We start from the raw sequence: 16882 nt of genomic DNA, 5'->3' as shown, positions 1-16882 counted from the left end.
AGGTGTAAACATGGCAAAGAAAGTTTTGATCGTTGAAGATTATCCGGCAACTTCCAAAATGATCGCTGAGATCCTGGAAATGGAAGGCTATCAGGCGGTGATCGCCGCCGACGGCCTGCTGGGCGTGGAAAAGGCGCTCTCGGAAAAGCCCGACCTGATCCTGCTCGACATCATGCTCCCCGGCATCGACGGGCTGGAGGTCTGCAGCCGGCTCCGCGCCAACGAGCAGACCAAGGACATCCCGGTCATCATGGTCTCGGTCAAAGCTTCGGACGAAGACGTTAAAACGGGGTTAGGCAAAGGGGCGAACGGTTATATCTCCAAGCCGTTCGATCCGTTCAAGCTGCTCGAGGTCGTCAAGAAACATCTCGGTACCACTTAAGGGTTTGCTTTAAACCTTGCTTCACGCCGCATTGCGGCTTCCAGCCCAGTTCTTTCTTGATCTTCCGGCTGCTCAGCACGCTCCGGAAAAGCTCTCCCGCCCTGGCCGGGGCATAGACAACGTCGCCCGGGAACTTCAGCAGCTCCTTGAGCACGGCGAACAACTGGTTGACCGAGGTCCCCTTCCCTGTCCCAATGTTATACGTTTCACCCATCCCCTTTTCCAGGACCAACAGGTTAGCGGCCGCCACGTCGCCGACATAGACGTAATCGCGCAGCTGCGCGCCGTCGCCGAAAATGGTCGGCGTTTCCCCTTTGAGCATTTTACCGCAAAAGATGGCGATCACCCCGGCCTCGCCAAGCGGGTCCTGCCGCGGGCCGAAGACGTTACCGTAGCGCAGCACCGTGTAGTTCAGCCCGTGATTGACCTTATAAGCGTAGAGGTACATCTCGACCGACCGTTTGGTGATGGCATAGGGCGAGATCGGCTCCTGCGGATGTTTTTCGTCGGCCCCCGCCTTTTTCTCGACCTCGCCGTAGATCGCGCCGCCGGTCGAGGCGAAGACGATCTTCTTGACCTTGGCCTGGACGGCCGCTTGCAGCAGATTCAACGTCCCCAGTTCATTGACCCGGGCGTTATAGATCGGGTCGCTGACCGATTTGCGGACATCGATCTGCGCCGCGTGGTGGTTGATGATCTCGGGAGCGTAGTCGGCCACGATCTTGGCCAGTTCGGGAGCGGTCAGGTCGGCCTGGAAAAATTTGGCCCGGGGGTTGAGGTTCTCTTTTTTGCCGGTCGAGAGGTTATCGACGATCGCGACCTCGTGGCCGGCCGCGACGTAGGCGTCGACCACGTTCGAGCCGATAAAACCGGCCCCGCCGGTGACCAGGATCCTCATTTCTTCTTGGCGAGCGCTTCCTGATAAAGGCCGACGACCTGTTTGACGATCGTCTTCCAGTTATACTTGGTCTCGACCAATTCCCGGCCGCGCTTGCCCATCGCCTTGGCCTTTTCCGGGTCGGAGAGCAGCTGGATGATGGCGTTGGCCAGCGCTTCGGGGTTCTGCTTCGGCACCAGTAAACCTGACTTTCCAACTTCCATCACCGCGTTCGGCCCCGGGATGTCGGAAGAGATGACCGCCGTGTAGTTCGCCATCGCCTCGAGCTGGACGATGCCGAACGCTTCCAGCCGGTTGATCGACGGAAAAACGTAGGCGATCGAGGTGTAATAAAGCTCGATCAGCTTTTCGAACGTCGCCGTGCCGAGGAAGGTGATGGACTGGCCGATGTTGAACTGGGTGACCAGGTCGAGGATGTGGGCTTTCTCCTCCCCATCCCCGCAGATGATCAGTTTGGTGTCGGGGAATTTGGCCAGGACCTGCGGCATCGCCTTGACCAGGTAGTCGCACCCTTTGTTCCCCGCCAGGCGGCCGAGGAACAGGAGCTGGCGCGGGTTCTTCTTGTCCAGCGTCATGCCGATCTTCTTTTGCGTCTCATCGACCTTCTCGTAGAAGTAGCCGATCGGAATGGAGCGGCGCGGCAGGTATTTCAGGACCGGCGAGGTCTCGGCGTAAGTTTCGGTCGTATTGTAGACGATGTCCGCTTTCTTCAGCAGCGTCCGGGCGTAAAGGTTGTTCGCCCCTTCGAACGCCGGCACCAGCCATTGCGGGACCGGGACGCCGAAATATTTTTCCGACACGGTCACGTCGCAATGATAAGTGACGATCAGCGGCTGTTTGATCTTGCCGGCCACCGAGCGGAGGAAGCTGAAGGCCGGGACGTGGACGTGGACGATATCGTACCCCTCCAACATTTTCAGGTTGAACTGGCCGAAGCTGGTCGGCAGGTAGCTGAACAGGTCGACCGCGTCGAGCCGGATCACCTTGATCCCTTCGGGCAGGGTCTCGTGGGCCGGGGCGTTCTTCGCTTTCGGCAGGTTATTGGTGATCACCGTCACCTCGTGCCCTTCCTGGATCATCGCCGTCGCCAGGTCGCGGACGTACTTTTCGGTGCCGCCGGTGTGGGGATAGAAATACGGGGAAAGCATCACGATCTTCATGTCAGTTTCCTCCTTGTTTCAAGCTTCGCCGAGAGCCGCTGGACCAGCGCGGTCCAGCGATCGAGCCAGAAATATTTATCCAGCCCGTTCGCGAACGATGGTAACATATACGGCCAGCGCATGCAAGAAGAACAGACGTCGGCCTTCCCCTGCGCTCCGCCCTGGTTATCGTAACAGGGGGAAACGGTCCGGCCGTCCGGCAGCAGGGTGACCGTCGTCTCCGCGGCGCGGCAGCGCGGCAAGTAGACCCGGTTGCCGCCGCTCCGGACGAACTCCAGCAGCGCGTAGTTGACCAACACGTGGCGCCGCCGGGCGTAATATTTGATGTGGTCGATCGTGGCCGACTCAAAGCCCTGCGTCCCGTTAAAATCGTAGACCGGGTTCAAGTTCAGGTACACTTTGATCTTCCCCGCCAGTTCGACCATCTCCGGCAGGAACCGGATGTTGTCGCGGGTCAAAGTGTAATTGACGATCGGCTGCTGGCCCAGGGTCCTCGCGTATTCGAGCGCCGCCAGGACGGTATGGAAACATTCTACGCCGCGGCTCCGGTCGTGTTCCGCCGCGACCGGGTAATCAAGGGAAAAGAACAGCTTATCCACCAGGCCGGCCAATGCCCGCCCCTTTTCCGGATAGAGGATCCCGTTGGTCGTCAGCTCAACGCTAAAGCCGAGCTCCTTGGCCAGCTTCAACAACTCCGGCAAGTCTTCCCTGAGCAGCGGTTCGCCGCCGGTAATGTTGAGCGTCTTAACGCCCTTGGCGCGGATCTCTTTAAGCTTCCCCCCTATTTCCCCAGCCCCCAATTCCTTAGGCCCCTCAGTCCCTTCCCTAGTGTACTGGTTCTCCAGAACGCGCCAGTGCGGGCAGAACTCGCAGGTGTCGTTGCAGCGGAGGGTAACGTAATAGTGGCAAACGCTCGGCGTCATACTGTTTTAAATTTAGGAAGGAACAGGCCCGCCACGCCCATCGCCAAGACCATCCAGCCAAGGAGCTGGATGGCGAACAAAATGCCCCAGACGTCGGCCGCGATGCCGAACAGGACGACCGGCAGGGTGAAAGCGGAGTTGACCAGCATGTTCTGCAGGCCAAATACCCGCCCCCGGATCTCCCGGGGCACATTATGCTGCAAGATGGTCTGGATGCTGGAAGTGATGTAAATATTACCGAGGCCGAGCAGCATGATCAGGAACAGCGCCAGGCGCAGGTCGTGGACGAAAGCCAGCCAGATCAGGAGCGCGCCGGAACCGAGAAAGCTGCCGACCACGATCGTCCCCATTTTCAGGTAATGGCGGATCGTCTCCAGCGTCACCATCCCGATCAGCATGCCGATGCCGACCGCGATGATCAGGTAGCCGAAGTTCTGCGCGCCGATTTTCAGGATCTCGCTGGAATAGGAGATCGCCAGGACCGATAACGTAGCGATCGCCGCGGCGGAGACGAACAGCTTGTAAAGCGAGTAGCGGACGATCTGGTTGCGCCGGATGAACTCAAAACCGAGCAGGATATCGGCCCAGATCTCCTTGCGGGTCTTGGTCGGCTCGTGCGGCTTGAGCGGGATCAGCACGATCGCCACCGCGGAAAAGAAATAAAGAGTAGCGGCAATGATAAAGGTCGTCTTTTCGCCGAACAGGTTGACGATCGGCGCTCCCAGTCCAAGCCCGACGACCGAAGACGCCATCCAGGTGATCATGAAGAGCGAATTGGCGACGATCAGGTTGTTCTTTTCCACCAGGTCGGGGATCGAGGAACTCTCGGCCGGCGCGAAGAACTGCGCAGCCGTGTAGATCAGTAAGCTGACCAGGAAGATCCAGAGAAGCGATTTGGCGATCAGCGGGATCAATAATAGGATTAACAGGCCGCGGACCACGTCGCTCACCACCAGTATCCCTTTCCGGTCGAGCTTATCGACCAGCACGCCGGCCCAGGGAGCGACCAGGACCGACGGGATCCCGAAGGCCAAAAGCGGCAGAGAAACTCCCAGGTTGGAGCGGGTCGATTGGTAAACGATGATCATCAGAACATAAACGAAGATCCGGTCGGCCAACTGCGAAGTTAGCTGGCCGAGCCAGAGGAGCATGAAGCCGAGGTTGGAAAAAACGGCGCCAAAGCTCTTTACCATTTGGTCAAGTCTACTCCCATATGCTCGCTCAGGCAATACTTCGGCTCCACTCCTTCGCGGTAGATCCCTTCCCGCCGCATGAACGCCTTTTCGAAGCGGAGCTCGACGGTGCGCGGGTCTTTCCCCTGTTTCAGGGCGGTCAAACCTTTGAGCAGCAGGTCGAACAGTTCCGGGTTGTGCTGCCCTTCCGACGTGCCGGAGTCGACCAGCTTCAGGAAATAGAGGCCGATCAGCAGGGTGGCCGGATTATCGCGCACGCTCTGGAAGGACTCGATCACCTCGCACTGGGAGACGATGTCGATCGACTTCCCCTGGGCGACGTAGTAATCGGCGTAAGTAAAGCTCTCGACCCGGCCGCCAAAGCGGGACGGCACCCGCCGCGCCCCTTTGGCCAGCACCCGGATCTTTCCCCGCTCCTGCGAAAAGATCGTTACCATCTTGTCCGCTTCGGCGAACGGGGCGGACTTGATGCTGATCGCCCGGGTCTTGAAAGGGGGCATGTCAGCGCAGCCTCAGGTCGCGCCGGATCTTGTTGATCGCCCGGTGGGCGGCGATCTCGCCGGCGGTGATCAGTTTTTTCGCCTTATGGAAATCGAGGTGCCAGATGTCCTCTTCCATGTCGAGCTCGATCAGGGCGTCGGCCCGGTGAGCCTCCTCGGCGCTCAACCGCTTCAGGATCATGTCGAGCGAACGGCCGAGCATCTGCAGCGGATCGGCCGGGACCGCTTTGACCGTGCGGGACGGCACCGCGTCGGAAGCGATGATGTACTGCGCTCCCAGCTCCCGGGCGGAATCGACCGGGACGTTACCGGCAATGCCGCCGTCGATCAAATGCTTGCCGTGGAATTCCTCGGGGGCGAAAAAGCCGGGGAAGGTGGCGCTGGCGGCGACCGCTTTGGCGATCCGCCCTTCCCTGATAACCACCCGGTTGCCGGTCCGCAGATCGGTCGCCACCGTCGCGAACGGGATCTTCAGGTCGGAAAAGCGGTAATCGCCGATGTATTTGACGACGAATTCCTCGATCGCTTCAGCGGAAGCTAAACCGGGCCGGAAAAAAGCGAACTTGAAGAATTCCCCCCACTTGATCCGGAGGACGATCTCTTCGATCATCTGCTGTTCCAGCCCGGCGGCCAGCGCCGCGCCGACCAGGCTGCCGGACGAGGTCCCTACGATCAGGTCGATCGGCACGCCGGCTTCCTTGAGGGTCCTGATCACGCCGACATGCGCGATCCCGCGGGCGACGCCGCCCCCCAGGACCAGACCGACCGATTTCTTCTTAAAAAGCCACCAGACCATTGCTTGATTACATAGTAGCAGACCGAAATTGCTCTTGCAACCGAACGGCCGTTTTGCTAAAATTAAGCCCGGTATGAAAACATACCCCCCCGACAAGATTCGCAATGTTGCAGTCATCGGGTCCGGCGGAACCGGCAAGTCCTCCCTATGCGAAACCATCCTTTTTAAAGCCGGCGCTTTGCCCCGTCTAGGCAAGGTCGACGACGGCACCAGCGCCAGCGACCACGACGCCGAAGAGCTCCGCCGCAAGATCAGCATCCACGCCTCGCTCCTGCCGCTCGAGTTCGACGAGCACAAGATCAACCTGCTCGACACGCCCGGCTATATCGATTTCGTCGGCGAAGGGTTCGCCGCCCTCAGCGTGGTGGAGGGGGCGATCGTCGTCGTCGACGGCGTCTCCGGCGTCGGCGTCGGCCTTGACCCCCTCTGGCAGGAAGCCACCCGGCGCAACATCCCGAAAGTGATCGTCATCAACAAGCTGGACAAGAACCAGGCCGATTTCGCCGCCCGGGTCGAAGAGGTCCGCGCCAAGCTCGGCAAACAGTGCGTGCCGGTCCAGATGCCGGTCGGGCGGGAAGCGGCTTTTTCCGGCGTTTTTAACCTCCTCAAGCCGGACGGCGTCCCGGCTGAACTCGAATCCGAATATAGCGCCTTTCGCGAGATGTTGATCGAAGGGACCGCCGAGGTCGACGACACGATCCTCAACGAATACCTGGACAACAAACCGATCAGCGAAGAGGAGATCATCGCCGCCATCCACGCCGGGATCGAAGAGAACAAGATCACCCCGATCCTCTGCACCTCGGCCACCAAGGAGATCGGGATCAAGGAGCTGCTCGACGAGATCGATTACTTCCTCCCCGACGCGAACCACCACCACCCGGCCGGCGGCGGCGCCCTGCGCGCTTTCGTTTTCAAGACGATGCTCGAGCCGCACGTCGGCGAATTGAGCTTTATCCGGGTCTACGACGGCGAGATCAAGCCTTCTTCGTCGATCCTGAACATCACCAAGGGGAAAGAGGAGCGCGTCGGCCAGGTCGCCACCCTGCGGGGGAAGACCCGGGTGGACCTCGCCTCCGCCGGCCCCGGCGACATTTGCGTCCTCCCCAAGCTTAAATTGACCCATACCGGCGACACTTTGGGCGATAAGGGAGCGGTGCCGCTGCCGGCCGTCGTTTACCCGGAGCCGGTCGTCTCCCTCTCCGTCCGGCCCAAGAGCAAGGCCGACCAGGAAAAAATGGCCCTCGGTTTTTCCGCTTTCATGAACGAGGACCCGACCTTCAAGATGCATTACGACCCGGAGACCAGGGAGAGCGTGATCTATGGCATCGGCGACGTTCACCTGGAGATCATGCTCCACCGGCTCAAGGAGCGCTACGGCGTCGAGGTCGAGACCGGCGCGCCGCGCGTCCCCTACAAGGAGACGATCCGCGGCAAGGCCAAAGGCCAGGGCAAATATAAGAAGCAGACCGGCGGCCGCGGCCAGTACGGCGACACCTGGATCGAGATCGAACCGCTCCCCGAAGGAAAAGGTTTCGAGTTCGTCGACCGGATCGTCGGCGGCGCCATCCCCAAGAACTACATCCCGTCGGTGGAAAAAGGGATCCGCGAGGCGATGCAGCACGGGGTGATCGCCGGTTACCCGGTGGTCGATCTCAAGGTCACCCTCTACGACGGCTCCTACCACGAGGTCGACTCCTCGGACCTCGCCTTCCAGATCGCCGCCTCGATGGGCTTTAAAAAAGTCTTCACCGAAGCGCGGCCGGCCATCATGGAACCGATCGTCGACATCACCGTTTACGCCCCGCCCGAGTTCATCGGCGACGTGACCGGCGACCTGAACAAGCGCCGCGGCCGGATCACCACGATCGAGACCGACAAGGTCGCGGCCAAGGTCCCGCTCGGCGAGCTGACCAAATACGCCACCGACCTGCGCTCCTTTACCCACGGACGCGGCAGCTACAGCTTCAAGTTTTCCCACTATGAACAGGTGCCGCCACCGACCCAGGAAAAGCTGATGGCGGTCTATACCAAATTAAAGGAGGAAGGAGGACTCCACGAAAAGCAGTAAAACGGGAGGTGTTTTCCATGCGCGTAAGTGAATGCGGCCGGGAAATGATCTTGTCCTACACTGTCAATGTGACCCGCCCCGAAGAAAGAAAGCAGCTTGATACCCTAGGCAACGCGATCGCCACCCAGAAAGGCCTCAAATACGAAGGCTACAACGTCTCGACCATCGAACCTTACACGATCGAGAAAGCTAAAGCGGTCCTATATTTTAACTAGGGTCGCGCCAAAGATCCCTTCGAGCTTGGTGAATTCATTGAGGACCTTGTCCGACAGGGAGTTGTCCACGTTCAGGACCATGACCGCCTTTTCGCCAACTTTGACCCGGCCGACATCCATCGCGGCAATATTGATGTTATGCTGACCGAGAAAGGTCCCGACCTTGCCGATCATCCCCGGCTTGTCGATGTTCTGTAAGATGACCATGTAGCCCTCCGGCACCGCGTCGACCCGGAAGCCGTCGATCATCACCAGCCGGTCCCCGACGCCGGTAAAGACCGTCCCGCCGATCGTCCTGGTCTCCTTTTCGGTCACCACTTTCAGGGTTATTAGACTGGCAAAATCCTTGGTATCCTGGCTCTTGCTTTCCACGATCTCGATCCCCCGCTCTTTCGCCACGAACGGCGCATTGACGAAATTGACCTTAACGTCGAGCATCGGGGTCAATAAGCCTTTCAGCACGACGGTCGTGAGCGGCGACACGTTGTTTTCCGCCACTTCGCCGGCGTATTCCACTTCCACCTTGGTGACCGCCCCTTTCACGATCTGCGCGGCCAGGGCGCCGAGCTTTTCCGCGATCCCCATGTACGGCCGGACCGGCGCGATCAGCTCCGGTTTCATCGACGGGATATTGACGGCGGAGCGGGCGGCTCCGCCTTTAAGCACTTCGACGATCTGCTCGGCGACGTCGATCGCCACGTTGACCTGGGCTTCGACCGTGGAGGCGCCCAAGTGCGGCGTCACGATGATATTGTCCAGCTCGAACAACGGGCTGCTTTCGGTCGGTTCTTTCTCAAAGACGTCGAGCGCGGCGGCCTTGACCTGGCCGCTTTTCAGCGCTGCGTAAAGGTCCTGTTCGTTAATGATCCCGCCGCGGGCGACGTTGACCAGCCGGACCCCTTTTTTCATCTTGGCGATCGTGGCCGCGTTGATCAGCCCGGCGGTCTCTTTTGATTTGGGGATATGGAAAGTGATAAAGTCCGACTCCTTAATGACGTCGTCAAAGCTTTTGAGTTCCACGCCCAGGCCCTTGGCGTAATCGGCGTTGACGAACGGATCGGAGCCGATCACCCTCATCCCCATGCCGAGGGCGTAAGAGGCGACCCGCCGGCCGATCTTGCCGAGGCCGACGACCCCCAGGGTCTTGTTCAGCACTTCAACCCCTTTGAACGATTTCTTGTCCCAGACCCCGGCCTTGAGCTTGCCGTGGGCTTGCGGGATCGAGCGGGTCATGGAGAGGAGCATCGCCCAGGTGTGTTCAGCGGCAGCGACGGTATTTCCTTCCGGCGAATTGACGACGATCACGCCGTTCTTGGTCGCGGTCGGCAGGTCGATATTGTCGACCCCCACCCCGGCCCGGCCGATGATTTTCAGGTTCTTCCCCGCTTCGATGATCTTGGGAGTCGCCTTGGTCTCGGAGCGGACGATCAGCGCGTCGTATTGCGGAATGATCTTGATCAGTTCTTCTTCGCTTAAACCGGCTTTTGCGTCAACTTCGATCCCGGCATCACGCAGGATCTTTAACCCTTCCTCGGCGCATTTGTCCATGGCTAATACTTTCATGAAAACACCTCTTTCTATCTTAATTATATCAAAAATAACCACGAAGGGCACTAAGGGCACTAAGAAACACTAAGAAGTCAATAATCGATGCGTAGCAAGCAGAGGCCTTGGGCGGTGGCAGTTTTCCCGGCCGTCCGACGGTCCTTGGCTGCTAACATCCGCTTCATTTCTTCCGGCTTCCTCCGCCCTAGCCCGACTTCCACCAGGGTGCCGACCAGGTTGCGGACCATCTTATATAAAAAGCCGTTCCCTTTCACCCGGAGGCTGATCAGGGAAACCGTGAGGCTGGAACTAATGACAAATGTCAAATGACCAATGACCAATGAATGTATTGTCCGGACAAAATTGGTATCGTCAGAATTAGCGGCGCAGAAGGAGGAGAAGTCGTGTTTGCCAACCAGGTATTTAACGGCTTTCTTCATCGTCGCGAGGTTTAACTTAGGTTTAACGTGCCAGGCCAAATAACGTAAATGAGGCGGCATGACCGGGCCGTTGTAAATGAGGTATTCGTATTCCTTCCCTTTCGCCCCGTACCGGGCATGGAAAGACTTCGGCTTCGCTTCCGCCTTAATGACCCTGATGTCAGCCGGTAAAACGCCGTTCAAGGCGACCGGAAGCTTATCTAAGGGGATAGTAAAAGGCGGTTGATAGCTGATGACCTGACCGAGCGCGTGAACGCCGGCATCGGTCCGGGAAGCGGTAATAAAGGGGATTTGTCGTTTATACAGCGTCTTGAGGGCTTTGGCCAGTTCGGCGCGGATCGTCCTTTGTCCCGGCTGCAGCTCCAGACCGGCAAACCCGGTCCCGTCGTACTGGAGCGTTAACTTGACATTCGGCAAGGGAACTTAAAGCATCTCCATCGCCGCTTTGACGCCGGCGCCGAAATTGATCTTGGCCCCCAGCCGCTTGAAGAGGACCTCGACCGCCGCCCAGGCCCCGATAATATCGAGCGAATCGATATAGCCGAGATGGCCGATCCGGAAGATCTTCCCCTTCAGCTCGCCCTGCCCCGGAGCGACTTCGACGTTGAACTCGTCGCGCATCGCCGCGCGGACCGCTTCGCCATCGACCCCATCGGGCGGGCAGATCGCGGTGACCGCCGGAGAAGCGTGCGAATCGTCGGCCAGCAGTTTAAGGCCGAGCGCCCTGGCCGCCGTCCGGATCAGGTCGCGGTTGAATTTGTGCCGGGCGAAAACGTTTTCCCTACCTTCTTCTTTGAGCATCTTCAGCCCTTCGGCCATGCCGAAGATCAGCGACTCGGGCGGCGTGGTGTAAGTGTGCCCCTTGGGGGCTTCCGCTTTCATCAACGCCCAGTCCCAGTAATGCTTGGCGCACTTCGAGGTTTCGTGGGCTTTCCAGGCGCGGGCCGAGATCGAAACGGCGGAAACACCGGGCGGCACCATGAATGCCTTTTGCGAGCCGGAGACGACAACGTCCAGCTCCCACTCGTCGGTCTTGAGCGGGGCGGCCATCATCCCGGAAACGGCATCCACCATGACCAGCGCGTCGGGCTGGAGCCGGCGGACGGTCTTGGCTAAAGTCTCAACGTCGTTCAGGACGCCGGTCGAGGTCTCGTTCTGCTGCATGAAGACCGCTTTGACCGGTCCCTTTTTCAGTTCCGCTTCCAGGACCTTGGGGTCAGCGGCCTGGCCGCGCTCGAATTTGACGTCGTTGACGTCCGCGCCGTACGCCTTGCAGATCTTGGCCCAGCGCGAGCCGAAATTACCGATATTGAGAACGATCACCTTGTCGCCCGGCGACAGGACGTTGACCACGGCGGCTTCCATGCCGCCGGTCCCGGACGAAGGATAGATAAAGATGTCGTTCTTGGTCTCGTAGGCCCACTTGAGGTCGGCCATGACGTCCTTCATCACGGCGGAGAACAGCGGGCCGCGGTGGCCGATCATGTCGTGGTTCATCGCCGCCAGGACGCGGGTCGGGATCGGCGTGGGGCCCGGGATCATTAAATTGTATTTGATCAGCTTTCTCGCCATCTTAGTCGTCTCTCCTCCAATCTACTTCGACATATTTTTCGCCTTTGAGGAATTTGTATTCGTGTTTGCCCTGATAAGCGTGGGACAGCGCCTTGCCGATGTGCAGGGCCAGGTTGTGATCGGAGATCGCGGCCACGATCCCGCCGTCGGCCTTATCGATGCTGACGACCTTATGGCCGGGGTTCTTCTGCTCCGCCAGATTCCCCTCGTGCTTGATCAAATTGACGATCTCGTTCTCGTGGTCCAGCAGGAACTTGCCGGAGATCCGGAGGATGCCTCCCTCTTCGACCTTCTTGGGGTCCATGAACCCTTCGTAATGCCTTTCCACTTTCATTGGTTTTACCTCTTCGAATACTGGAAGCCGCGACGGGCGCGCTTGCGGCCGTACTTCTTCCGTTCTTTGGTCCGCGGATCGCGGGTCATGAGCCCTTCCCGCTTCAGGAGCGTCTTGAGCTCCGGGTTCAGCTTGATCAGCGCCCGGGCGATGCCGAGCCCGACCGCGGTCGCCTGGGCGGCGATGCCGCCGCTGTACGCCTCCGCGATGATGTCGTATTGGCCGGCGACCTGCGCGACCGTCAACGGACGGCTGGCGTTATGTTCCAGGACCCGGCGGCCGGAGAAATACTGGCTCAGCGGCTTGTCGTTGACCGTGACCTTGCCGGTCCCGGGGACCAGCCAGACCTTGGCGATCGCTTCCTTGCGCCGGCCGGTGCCGTAGAATTTGGGCCCGGGCAGTTTGGCCTTTTTCGGTTTGGCAACATAGGTCGGCTTGACCGGGGCCGCAACGGCTTCCGGCTTGACCGCCTCAACCGGAGCAACAACCGCTTCCGGCGCGGCGGCTTTCTTTTTCCGGACCGCGGGCTTGGCCGTTTTGGCCGCGGCAGCCTTTTTCTTCGGCGCGGCCTCTTCCTTATGCGCTTTTTTCTTCGCTTCTCCCATTCTTACACCTCAAGCTTCTGCAATTTAGAGTATTGCACCGGCTGACCTTTAAAGATTTTTAATTTTTTGATGATCTGCGCTCCCAGCTTGGTGTGGGGCAGCATCCCCCGGATCGCCAGCTGGACCACTTTTTCCGGTTTATCGGCCAGCATTTTCTCCAGCAGAACGATCTTGTCGCCGCCGGGATAACCGGAATGGGTAAAATACGTTTTGCCTTTCAGCTTTTTGCCGGTCACCCTGACCTTGTCGCAATTGACGATAACGATGAAATCGCCGCAGTCGGTCTGCGGAGTGTAGCTTGGTTTGTGCTTGCCGCGCAGGTAGACCGAGACCTTGGTCGCCAGGCGCCCCAGGACCCGGTCGGTCGCGTCGACCAGGTACCAGCTCCGCTTGACCCCCGCGTCGTTGGTGAACAATGTCTTGCGCTTTTTCATATCAGCTCCAGTACGGCCATCGGCGCCGCGTCCCCCAGCCGCCGGCCTAATTTAATGATCCGGGTGTAGCCGCCCGGCCGCCCTTCGTAGCGCTCCGGGATCGTCTTGAAGATCTTGGTGACCAGTTTCCGTTCGGCCATCACCTTTTCGACCTTGCGCCGGGCGTTCAGGTCGTTCTTCTTGGCGGCGGTGACCAGGCGCTCCGCCATGCGCCGCGCCTCCTTGGCCCGGGTCAGCGTCACGGTGACGCGCCCGTACAGGAACAGCGAGCGGACGATCGACCGGAGCAGCGCCAGGCGCTGGTCGGTCGGCCGGCTTAATTTAGCGTTCCCTTTGCGATGCCTCATTTCCCTTACTCTCCCTTGAGCTTAAGCTTGTACTCTGACAGCTTGCTGCGCACCTCGGTCAGCGATTTGGAGCCGAAATTCTTGAACTTCATCAGCTCCTCTTCCGAATACTGGACCAGCTCGCCGACCTTTTTGACCCCGGCCTTCTTCAGGCAGTTCAGCGAACGCGACGAGAACTCCAGGTCCTCGATGTTCATCTCCAGGGCCGCCGTCGGGGCTTCGTCCTTGCGTTCCAGCTCGAGCGCCGTCTCGCCCTTTTCGCCCAGGTGGACGAACAGGTCCACGTGCCGCGCCAGGATCCGGGCGCTCTCCTTGACCGCTTCGTCCGGGCGGATCGCGCCGTTCGTCCAGACCGACAAGACCAGCCGGTCGTAATTGATCTCCTGGCCGACGCGGACCTCTTCGGTCGCGATGTTCACTTTCGAGACCGGCGAAAAGATCGAGTCGGTCGGGATAAAACCGACCGCCAGGCCCGGCTTCTTGTTGCGCTCCGCGGTCACGTAGCCGCGGCCGCGCTCCACGATGAACTCGATGTGCAGTTTGCCGTTGGTGTCGAGCGTGGCGATCTTCTGGTCGGGGTTGACGATCTCGATCTCGGCGTCATGCTCGATGTCGCCGGCCTTGACCTCCCCTTTCCCCTTGGCCTTGAGCGTGACCGTTTTCGGCTGGTCGGAGTGGGAGCGGAAAACGATCTCCTTGATGTTCAGCATGATGTGGAGCACGTCTTGTTCTACGCCGGTGATGGTCGTGAATTCGTGGGCCACCCCTTCGATCTTGACCGCGGTGCAGGCCGCGCCGGGCAGCGAAGAGAGCAGGATCCGGCGCAGCGGATTACCGAGCGTCGCGCCGTAGCCGCGCTGCAGCGGCTCCACCACGAACTGCCCGAACTTGTCGTCCGCCTCCGCCACTCTCACCCAGGGATTTTCACCGATACTAACCATTTAAAATTACCTCCTTAACGTGAATAGTACTCAACGATCAAGTTCTCGGCGATCGACGTGTCGATGTCGTCGCGCTTAGGCAGGTTCAGGACCTTCCCTTCCACTTCGCCCGACAGGGCGATCCAGGCGGGCAGGACCCGGTCCGGGAACTTTTCCAGCGAATCCTTCGCCAGCTTGACCATGCGCGGCGCGATCACCAGCTGGTCGCCAACCTTCACTTCGCAGGACGGGATGTTGGTCTTGCGGCCGTTGACCAGCACGCCGCCGTTACGGACCAGCTGCCGGGCCGCCTGCCGCGAAGTGGCAAAACCGAGCCGGTAGATGACGTTGTCCAGCCGCCGCTCCAAATACTGGAGGAGCTGTTCGCCGGTCGCCCCTTTGCGCTTAGCCGCCCGGTCAAAATAGTTGGCAAATTGCCGTTCGCCCAGGCCGTAGATCCGCCGGGCTTTCTGTTTTTCCCGCAGCCGGATCTGGTACTCGGAGGCGCGGATCGGCAGTTTGCCGTGCTGTCCCGGAGCGTAAGAGCGCCGGGCGTACGGGCATTTTTCGGTGTAGCACTTTTCGCCCTTGAGGAAAAGCTTCGCCCCTTCCCGGCGGCAAAGTTTGCAGCTGGCGTCCGTATGTCTGCCCATTAGACGCGCCTCCGCTTCGGCGGGCGGCAGCCGTTATGCGGGATCGGCGTCACGTCCTTGATCGAGCTGATCTCCAGGCCGGCCGCCTGCAAAGCGCGGATCGCCGTCTCCCGGCCGGAGCCCGGCCCCTTGACCAGGACGCTGATCTCGCGCACGCCCATTTCCAGCGCCTTGGCGGCCGCTTTTTCCGCCGCCGAGGAAGCCGCGAACGGCGTCCCTTTCTTCGTCCCCTTGAAGCCGCAGTTGCCGGCCGACGACCAGGAAACCAGCGCGCCGGTCGGGTCGGTGATCGAAATGATGGTGTTGTTGAAGGTCGCCTGGATGTGCGCTACCCCGGTCGACGGGACCTTCCGTTTTTCTCTCTTCTTTACTACTTTTTTAGGCTGTTCTTCTGCCATGCTTTACTCCTTCTTCTCCTTGTCTTCTTCTTTCTTCTTGCCGAGGCCGACGGTCTTGCGCTTGCCGCGCAGCGTGCGGGCGTTGGTCCTGGTCCGCTGGCCGCGCACCGGCAAACCTTTGCGGTGGCGGGTCCCGCGGTAAGAGCCGATATCGATCAAGCGTTTAATGTGCAGCTGGACGTCCTTGCGCAGGTCGCCTTCCAGCCGGTAATCCTTGATAATGTCGCGGATCGCCAGCATCTCCGCGTCCCCCAGGTCCTTGACCTTGTGGTCCGGTTTGATGTTCGCTTTCGAGAGGATCTCCCGGCTGAGCGCGTCCCCGATCCCGTAAATATAGGTCATTGCCACCACGATCCGTTTGTTCGGCGGCAGATCAACGCCAACTAATCGCACCATTTTTATTTATCCCTGCCTTTGTTTGTGCTTTGGATTCTCGCACAGGATGTAGACCCGGCCGCGCCGGCGCACTACCTTGCATTTATCGCAGATCTTTTTTACCGACGATCTTACTTTCATTGTTGCCTTACTCCTTATTTCATCCGATAGGTGATCCGGCCGCGCGTCAGGTCGTAGGGCGACAGCTCCACTCTCACTCTGTCTCCCGGCAGGATCCGGATAAAATGTTTCCGGATCTTGCCCGAAACGTGCGCCAGGATCAGCTGCCCGGTCTCCAGCTTGACGCGGAACAGGGCGCTGGGGAGAGCCTCGGTGATCTCCCCTTCCAGTTCAATTACGTCTTTGTCTTTGACCATGTTAATATTTCCGGTTCGCCGTCCGTGATCAGAACCGTGTGCTCAAAGTGACAGGACAACGAGCCGTCCTCCGTCACCACCGTCCAACCGTCGCCCAGCGTCCTGATCCGCCAACCGCCCACGTTGAGCATCGGTTCGATCGCCAGGACCATCCCCGGTCTAAGCTCCGGGCCTTCTCCCGGCCGGCCGAAATTCGGGACCAGCGGATCTTCGTGCAGTTCGCGGCCGATCCCGTGACCGTACAGGTCGCGCACGACCGAGAACCCGTGTTTCTCCGCTGTCTGCTGCACGGCGGCGCCGATGTCCCCTAAACGTTTTCCGGCCCGCGCCTGCTTGATGCCCGCGGCTAACGCCTGCTTAGCCGTGCGCAGCAATTTTTCCGCCTTCCCTCCGGCTTTGCCGACCGGCACGGTCAGCGCGGAATCGCCGCAATAGCCGTCCTTCTTGACCCCGACGTCCAGGCTGACCAGATCGCCTTCAGCCAGCCGCCGGTCCCCCGGTATCCCGTGGACCACCTCGTGGTTGATCGAGATACAGGTCGCGTGCTTGTAACCGCGGTAACCGAGAAAGACCGGTTCCGCGCCGCGGGCCCTGATCATCTTTTCGCCGAAAGCGTCAAGCTCGGCGGTGCTGATCCCGGCCTGCGCCGCTCCGGCCAGTTCCGCCAGCACGGCCGCGGTGATCCGCCCGGCGACCCTCATCTTTTCGATCTCGTCGCCCGCTTTTATCTTTATGCTGCCCATC

Annotated in this window: 23 protein-coding genes; 3 read left to right on the top strand and 20 right to left on the bottom strand. The window is 59.9% G+C overall.

Annotated elements, in window-relative coordinates; genetic code table 11:
• Positions 1-10: 10 nt before the first annotated feature.
• Complete coding sequence (locus WC529_04945; protein ID MFA5113626.1) at positions 11-382, top strand: response regulator; 372 nt, start codon at positions 11-13, stop codon at positions 380-382.
• On the opposite strand, the gene WC529_04940 is transcribed toward WC529_04945, so the two are convergent.
• The 6 genes from WC529_04940 to WC529_04915 are packed head-to-tail and all read right to left on the bottom strand — an operon-like array spanning position 357 to position 5852.
• A complete protein-coding gene (locus WC529_04940) occupies positions 357-1280 on the bottom strand; it encodes an NAD-dependent epimerase/dehydratase family protein (GenBank protein ID MFA5113625.1) in 924 nt (307 codons plus the stop codon). The genes WC529_04945 and WC529_04940 overlap by 26 nt on opposite strands.
• Positions 1277-2440 (bottom strand): glycosyltransferase family 4 protein, encoded by a 1164-nt coding sequence (locus tag WC529_04935; GenBank protein MFA5113624.1) that lies wholly within the window; start codon positions 2438-2440, stop codon positions 1277-1279. Before WC529_04935 ends, WC529_04940 begins: the two co-directional genes overlap by 4 nt.
• Positions 2437-3363: a radical SAM protein gene (locus WC529_04930; protein MFA5113623.1), complete on the bottom strand. Its 927-nt coding sequence runs from the start codon at positions 3361-3363 to the stop codon at positions 2437-2439. The genes WC529_04935 and WC529_04930 overlap by 4 nt, the downstream gene beginning before the upstream one ends.
• Positions 3360-4556 (bottom strand): MFS transporter, encoded by a 1197-nt coding sequence (locus WC529_04925; protein ID MFA5113622.1) that lies wholly within the window; start codon positions 4554-4556, stop codon positions 3360-3362. The genes WC529_04930 and WC529_04925 overlap by 4 nt, the downstream gene beginning before the upstream one ends.
• Positions 4550-5056 carry a DNA repair protein RecO gene (recO, locus tag WC529_04920; protein ID MFA5113621.1) on the bottom strand — a complete coding sequence of 169 codons (507 nt, stop codon included), beginning with the start codon at positions 5054-5056 and terminating at the stop codon, positions 4550-4552. The genes WC529_04925 and recO overlap by 7 nt, the downstream gene beginning before the upstream one ends.
• 1 nt (position 5057) lies before the next feature.
• Complete coding sequence (locus WC529_04915; GenBank protein ID MFA5113620.1) at positions 5058-5852, bottom strand: patatin-like phospholipase family protein; 795 nt, start codon at positions 5850-5852, stop codon at positions 5058-5060.
• A gap of 73 nt (positions 5853-5925) precedes the next feature.
• Here WC529_04915 and fusA point away from each other — a divergent pair, with 73 nt between their 5' ends.
• Both fusA and WC529_04905 read left to right on the top strand, forming a co-directional pair.
• Complete coding sequence (gene fusA / locus WC529_04910; protein MFA5113619.1) at positions 5926-7923, top strand: elongation factor G; 1998 nt, start codon at positions 5926-5928, stop codon at positions 7921-7923.
• Positions 7924-7940: 17 nt separating this feature from the next.
• Positions 7941-8138, top strand: coding sequence for a hypothetical protein (locus WC529_04905; protein MFA5113618.1), 198 nt, complete (start codon positions 7941-7943; stop codon positions 8136-8138).
• Here WC529_04905 and serA read toward each other — a convergent pair.
• The 14 genes from serA to map form a co-directional block, all read right to left on the bottom strand.
• Positions 8124-9701, bottom strand: a complete 1578-nt coding sequence (gene serA, locus WC529_04900) for a phosphoglycerate dehydrogenase (GenBank protein MFA5113617.1) — start codon at positions 9699-9701, stop codon at positions 8124-8126. The genes WC529_04905 and serA overlap by 15 nt on opposite strands.
• Positions 9702-9778: 77 nt before the next feature.
• Positions 9779-10540: a tRNA pseudouridine(38-40) synthase TruA gene (truA, locus tag WC529_04895; GenBank protein MFA5113616.1), complete on the bottom strand. Its 762-nt coding sequence runs from the start codon at positions 10538-10540 to the stop codon at positions 9779-9781.
• A gap of 6 nt (positions 10541-10546) precedes the next feature.
• Complete coding sequence (locus WC529_04890) at positions 10547-11695, bottom strand: alanine--glyoxylate aminotransferase family protein (protein ID MFA5113615.1); 1149 nt, start codon at positions 11693-11695, stop codon at positions 10547-10549.
• Between the two features lies 1 nt (position 11696).
• Positions 11697-12029: a hypothetical protein gene (locus tag WC529_04885; protein MFA5113614.1), complete on the bottom strand. Its 333-nt coding sequence runs from the start codon at positions 12027-12029 to the stop codon at positions 11697-11699.
• 5 nt (positions 12030-12034) lie between these two features.
• A complete protein-coding gene (rpsI, locus tag WC529_04880) occupies positions 12035-12634 on the bottom strand; it encodes a 30S ribosomal protein S9 (protein ID MFA5113613.1) in 600 nt (199 codons plus the stop codon).
• 2 nt (positions 12635-12636) lie between these two features.
• A complete protein-coding gene (gene rplM, locus WC529_04875; GenBank protein ID MFA5113612.1) occupies positions 12637-13068 on the bottom strand; it encodes a 50S ribosomal protein L13 in 432 nt (143 codons plus the stop codon).
• A complete protein-coding gene (gene rplQ, locus WC529_04870) occupies positions 13065-13415 on the bottom strand; it encodes a 50S ribosomal protein L17 (GenBank protein ID MFA5113611.1) in 351 nt (116 codons plus the stop codon). Before rplQ ends, rplM begins: the two co-directional genes overlap by 4 nt.
• 5 nt (positions 13416-13420) lie before the next feature.
• A complete protein-coding gene (locus tag WC529_04865; GenBank protein ID MFA5113610.1) occupies positions 13421-14356 on the bottom strand; it encodes a DNA-directed RNA polymerase subunit alpha in 936 nt (311 codons plus the stop codon).
• A gap of 14 nt (positions 14357-14370) precedes the next feature.
• On the bottom strand, positions 14371-14988 hold the full coding sequence (rpsD, locus tag WC529_04860) for a 30S ribosomal protein S4 (GenBank protein ID MFA5113609.1): 618 nt from the start codon (positions 14986-14988) through the stop codon (positions 14371-14373).
• Positions 14988-15386, bottom strand: coding sequence for a 30S ribosomal protein S11 (gene rpsK, locus WC529_04855; GenBank protein ID MFA5113608.1), 399 nt, complete (start codon positions 15384-15386; stop codon positions 14988-14990). Before rpsK ends, rpsD begins: the two co-directional genes overlap by 1 nt.
• Before the next feature lie 3 nt (positions 15387-15389).
• On the bottom strand, positions 15390-15782 hold the full coding sequence (rpsM, locus tag WC529_04850) for a 30S ribosomal protein S13 (GenBank protein ID MFA5113607.1): 393 nt from the start codon (positions 15780-15782) through the stop codon (positions 15390-15392).
• 6 nt (positions 15783-15788) lie between these two features.
• The gene (gene rpmJ / locus WC529_04845; protein ID MFA5113606.1) at positions 15789-15902 is read right to left on the bottom strand and encodes a 50S ribosomal protein L36; all 114 of its coding nucleotides are present in this window, start codon (positions 15900-15902) and stop codon (positions 15789-15791) included.
• Between the two features lie 14 nt (positions 15903-15916).
• Positions 15917-16138 carry a translation initiation factor IF-1 gene (gene infA, locus WC529_04840; GenBank protein MFA5113605.1) on the bottom strand — a complete coding sequence of 74 codons (222 nt, stop codon included), beginning with the start codon at positions 16136-16138 and terminating at the stop codon, positions 15917-15919.
• Positions 16117-16881: a type I methionyl aminopeptidase gene (gene map, locus WC529_04835; protein ID MFA5113604.1), complete on the bottom strand. Its 765-nt coding sequence runs from the start codon at positions 16879-16881 to the stop codon at positions 16117-16119. Before map ends, infA begins: the two co-directional genes overlap by 22 nt.
• Between the last annotated feature and the right edge of the window lies 1 nt (position 16882).

The organism is Candidatus Margulisiibacteriota bacterium, assembly GCA_041650855.1.
GTDB lineage: Bacteria > Margulisbacteria > WOR-1 > O2-12-FULL-45-9 > XYB2-FULL-48-7 > JALOPZ01.
The sequence above is the reverse complement of the archived record's forward strand: the minus strand, read 5'-3'. Positions and strand labels throughout refer to the sequence as shown.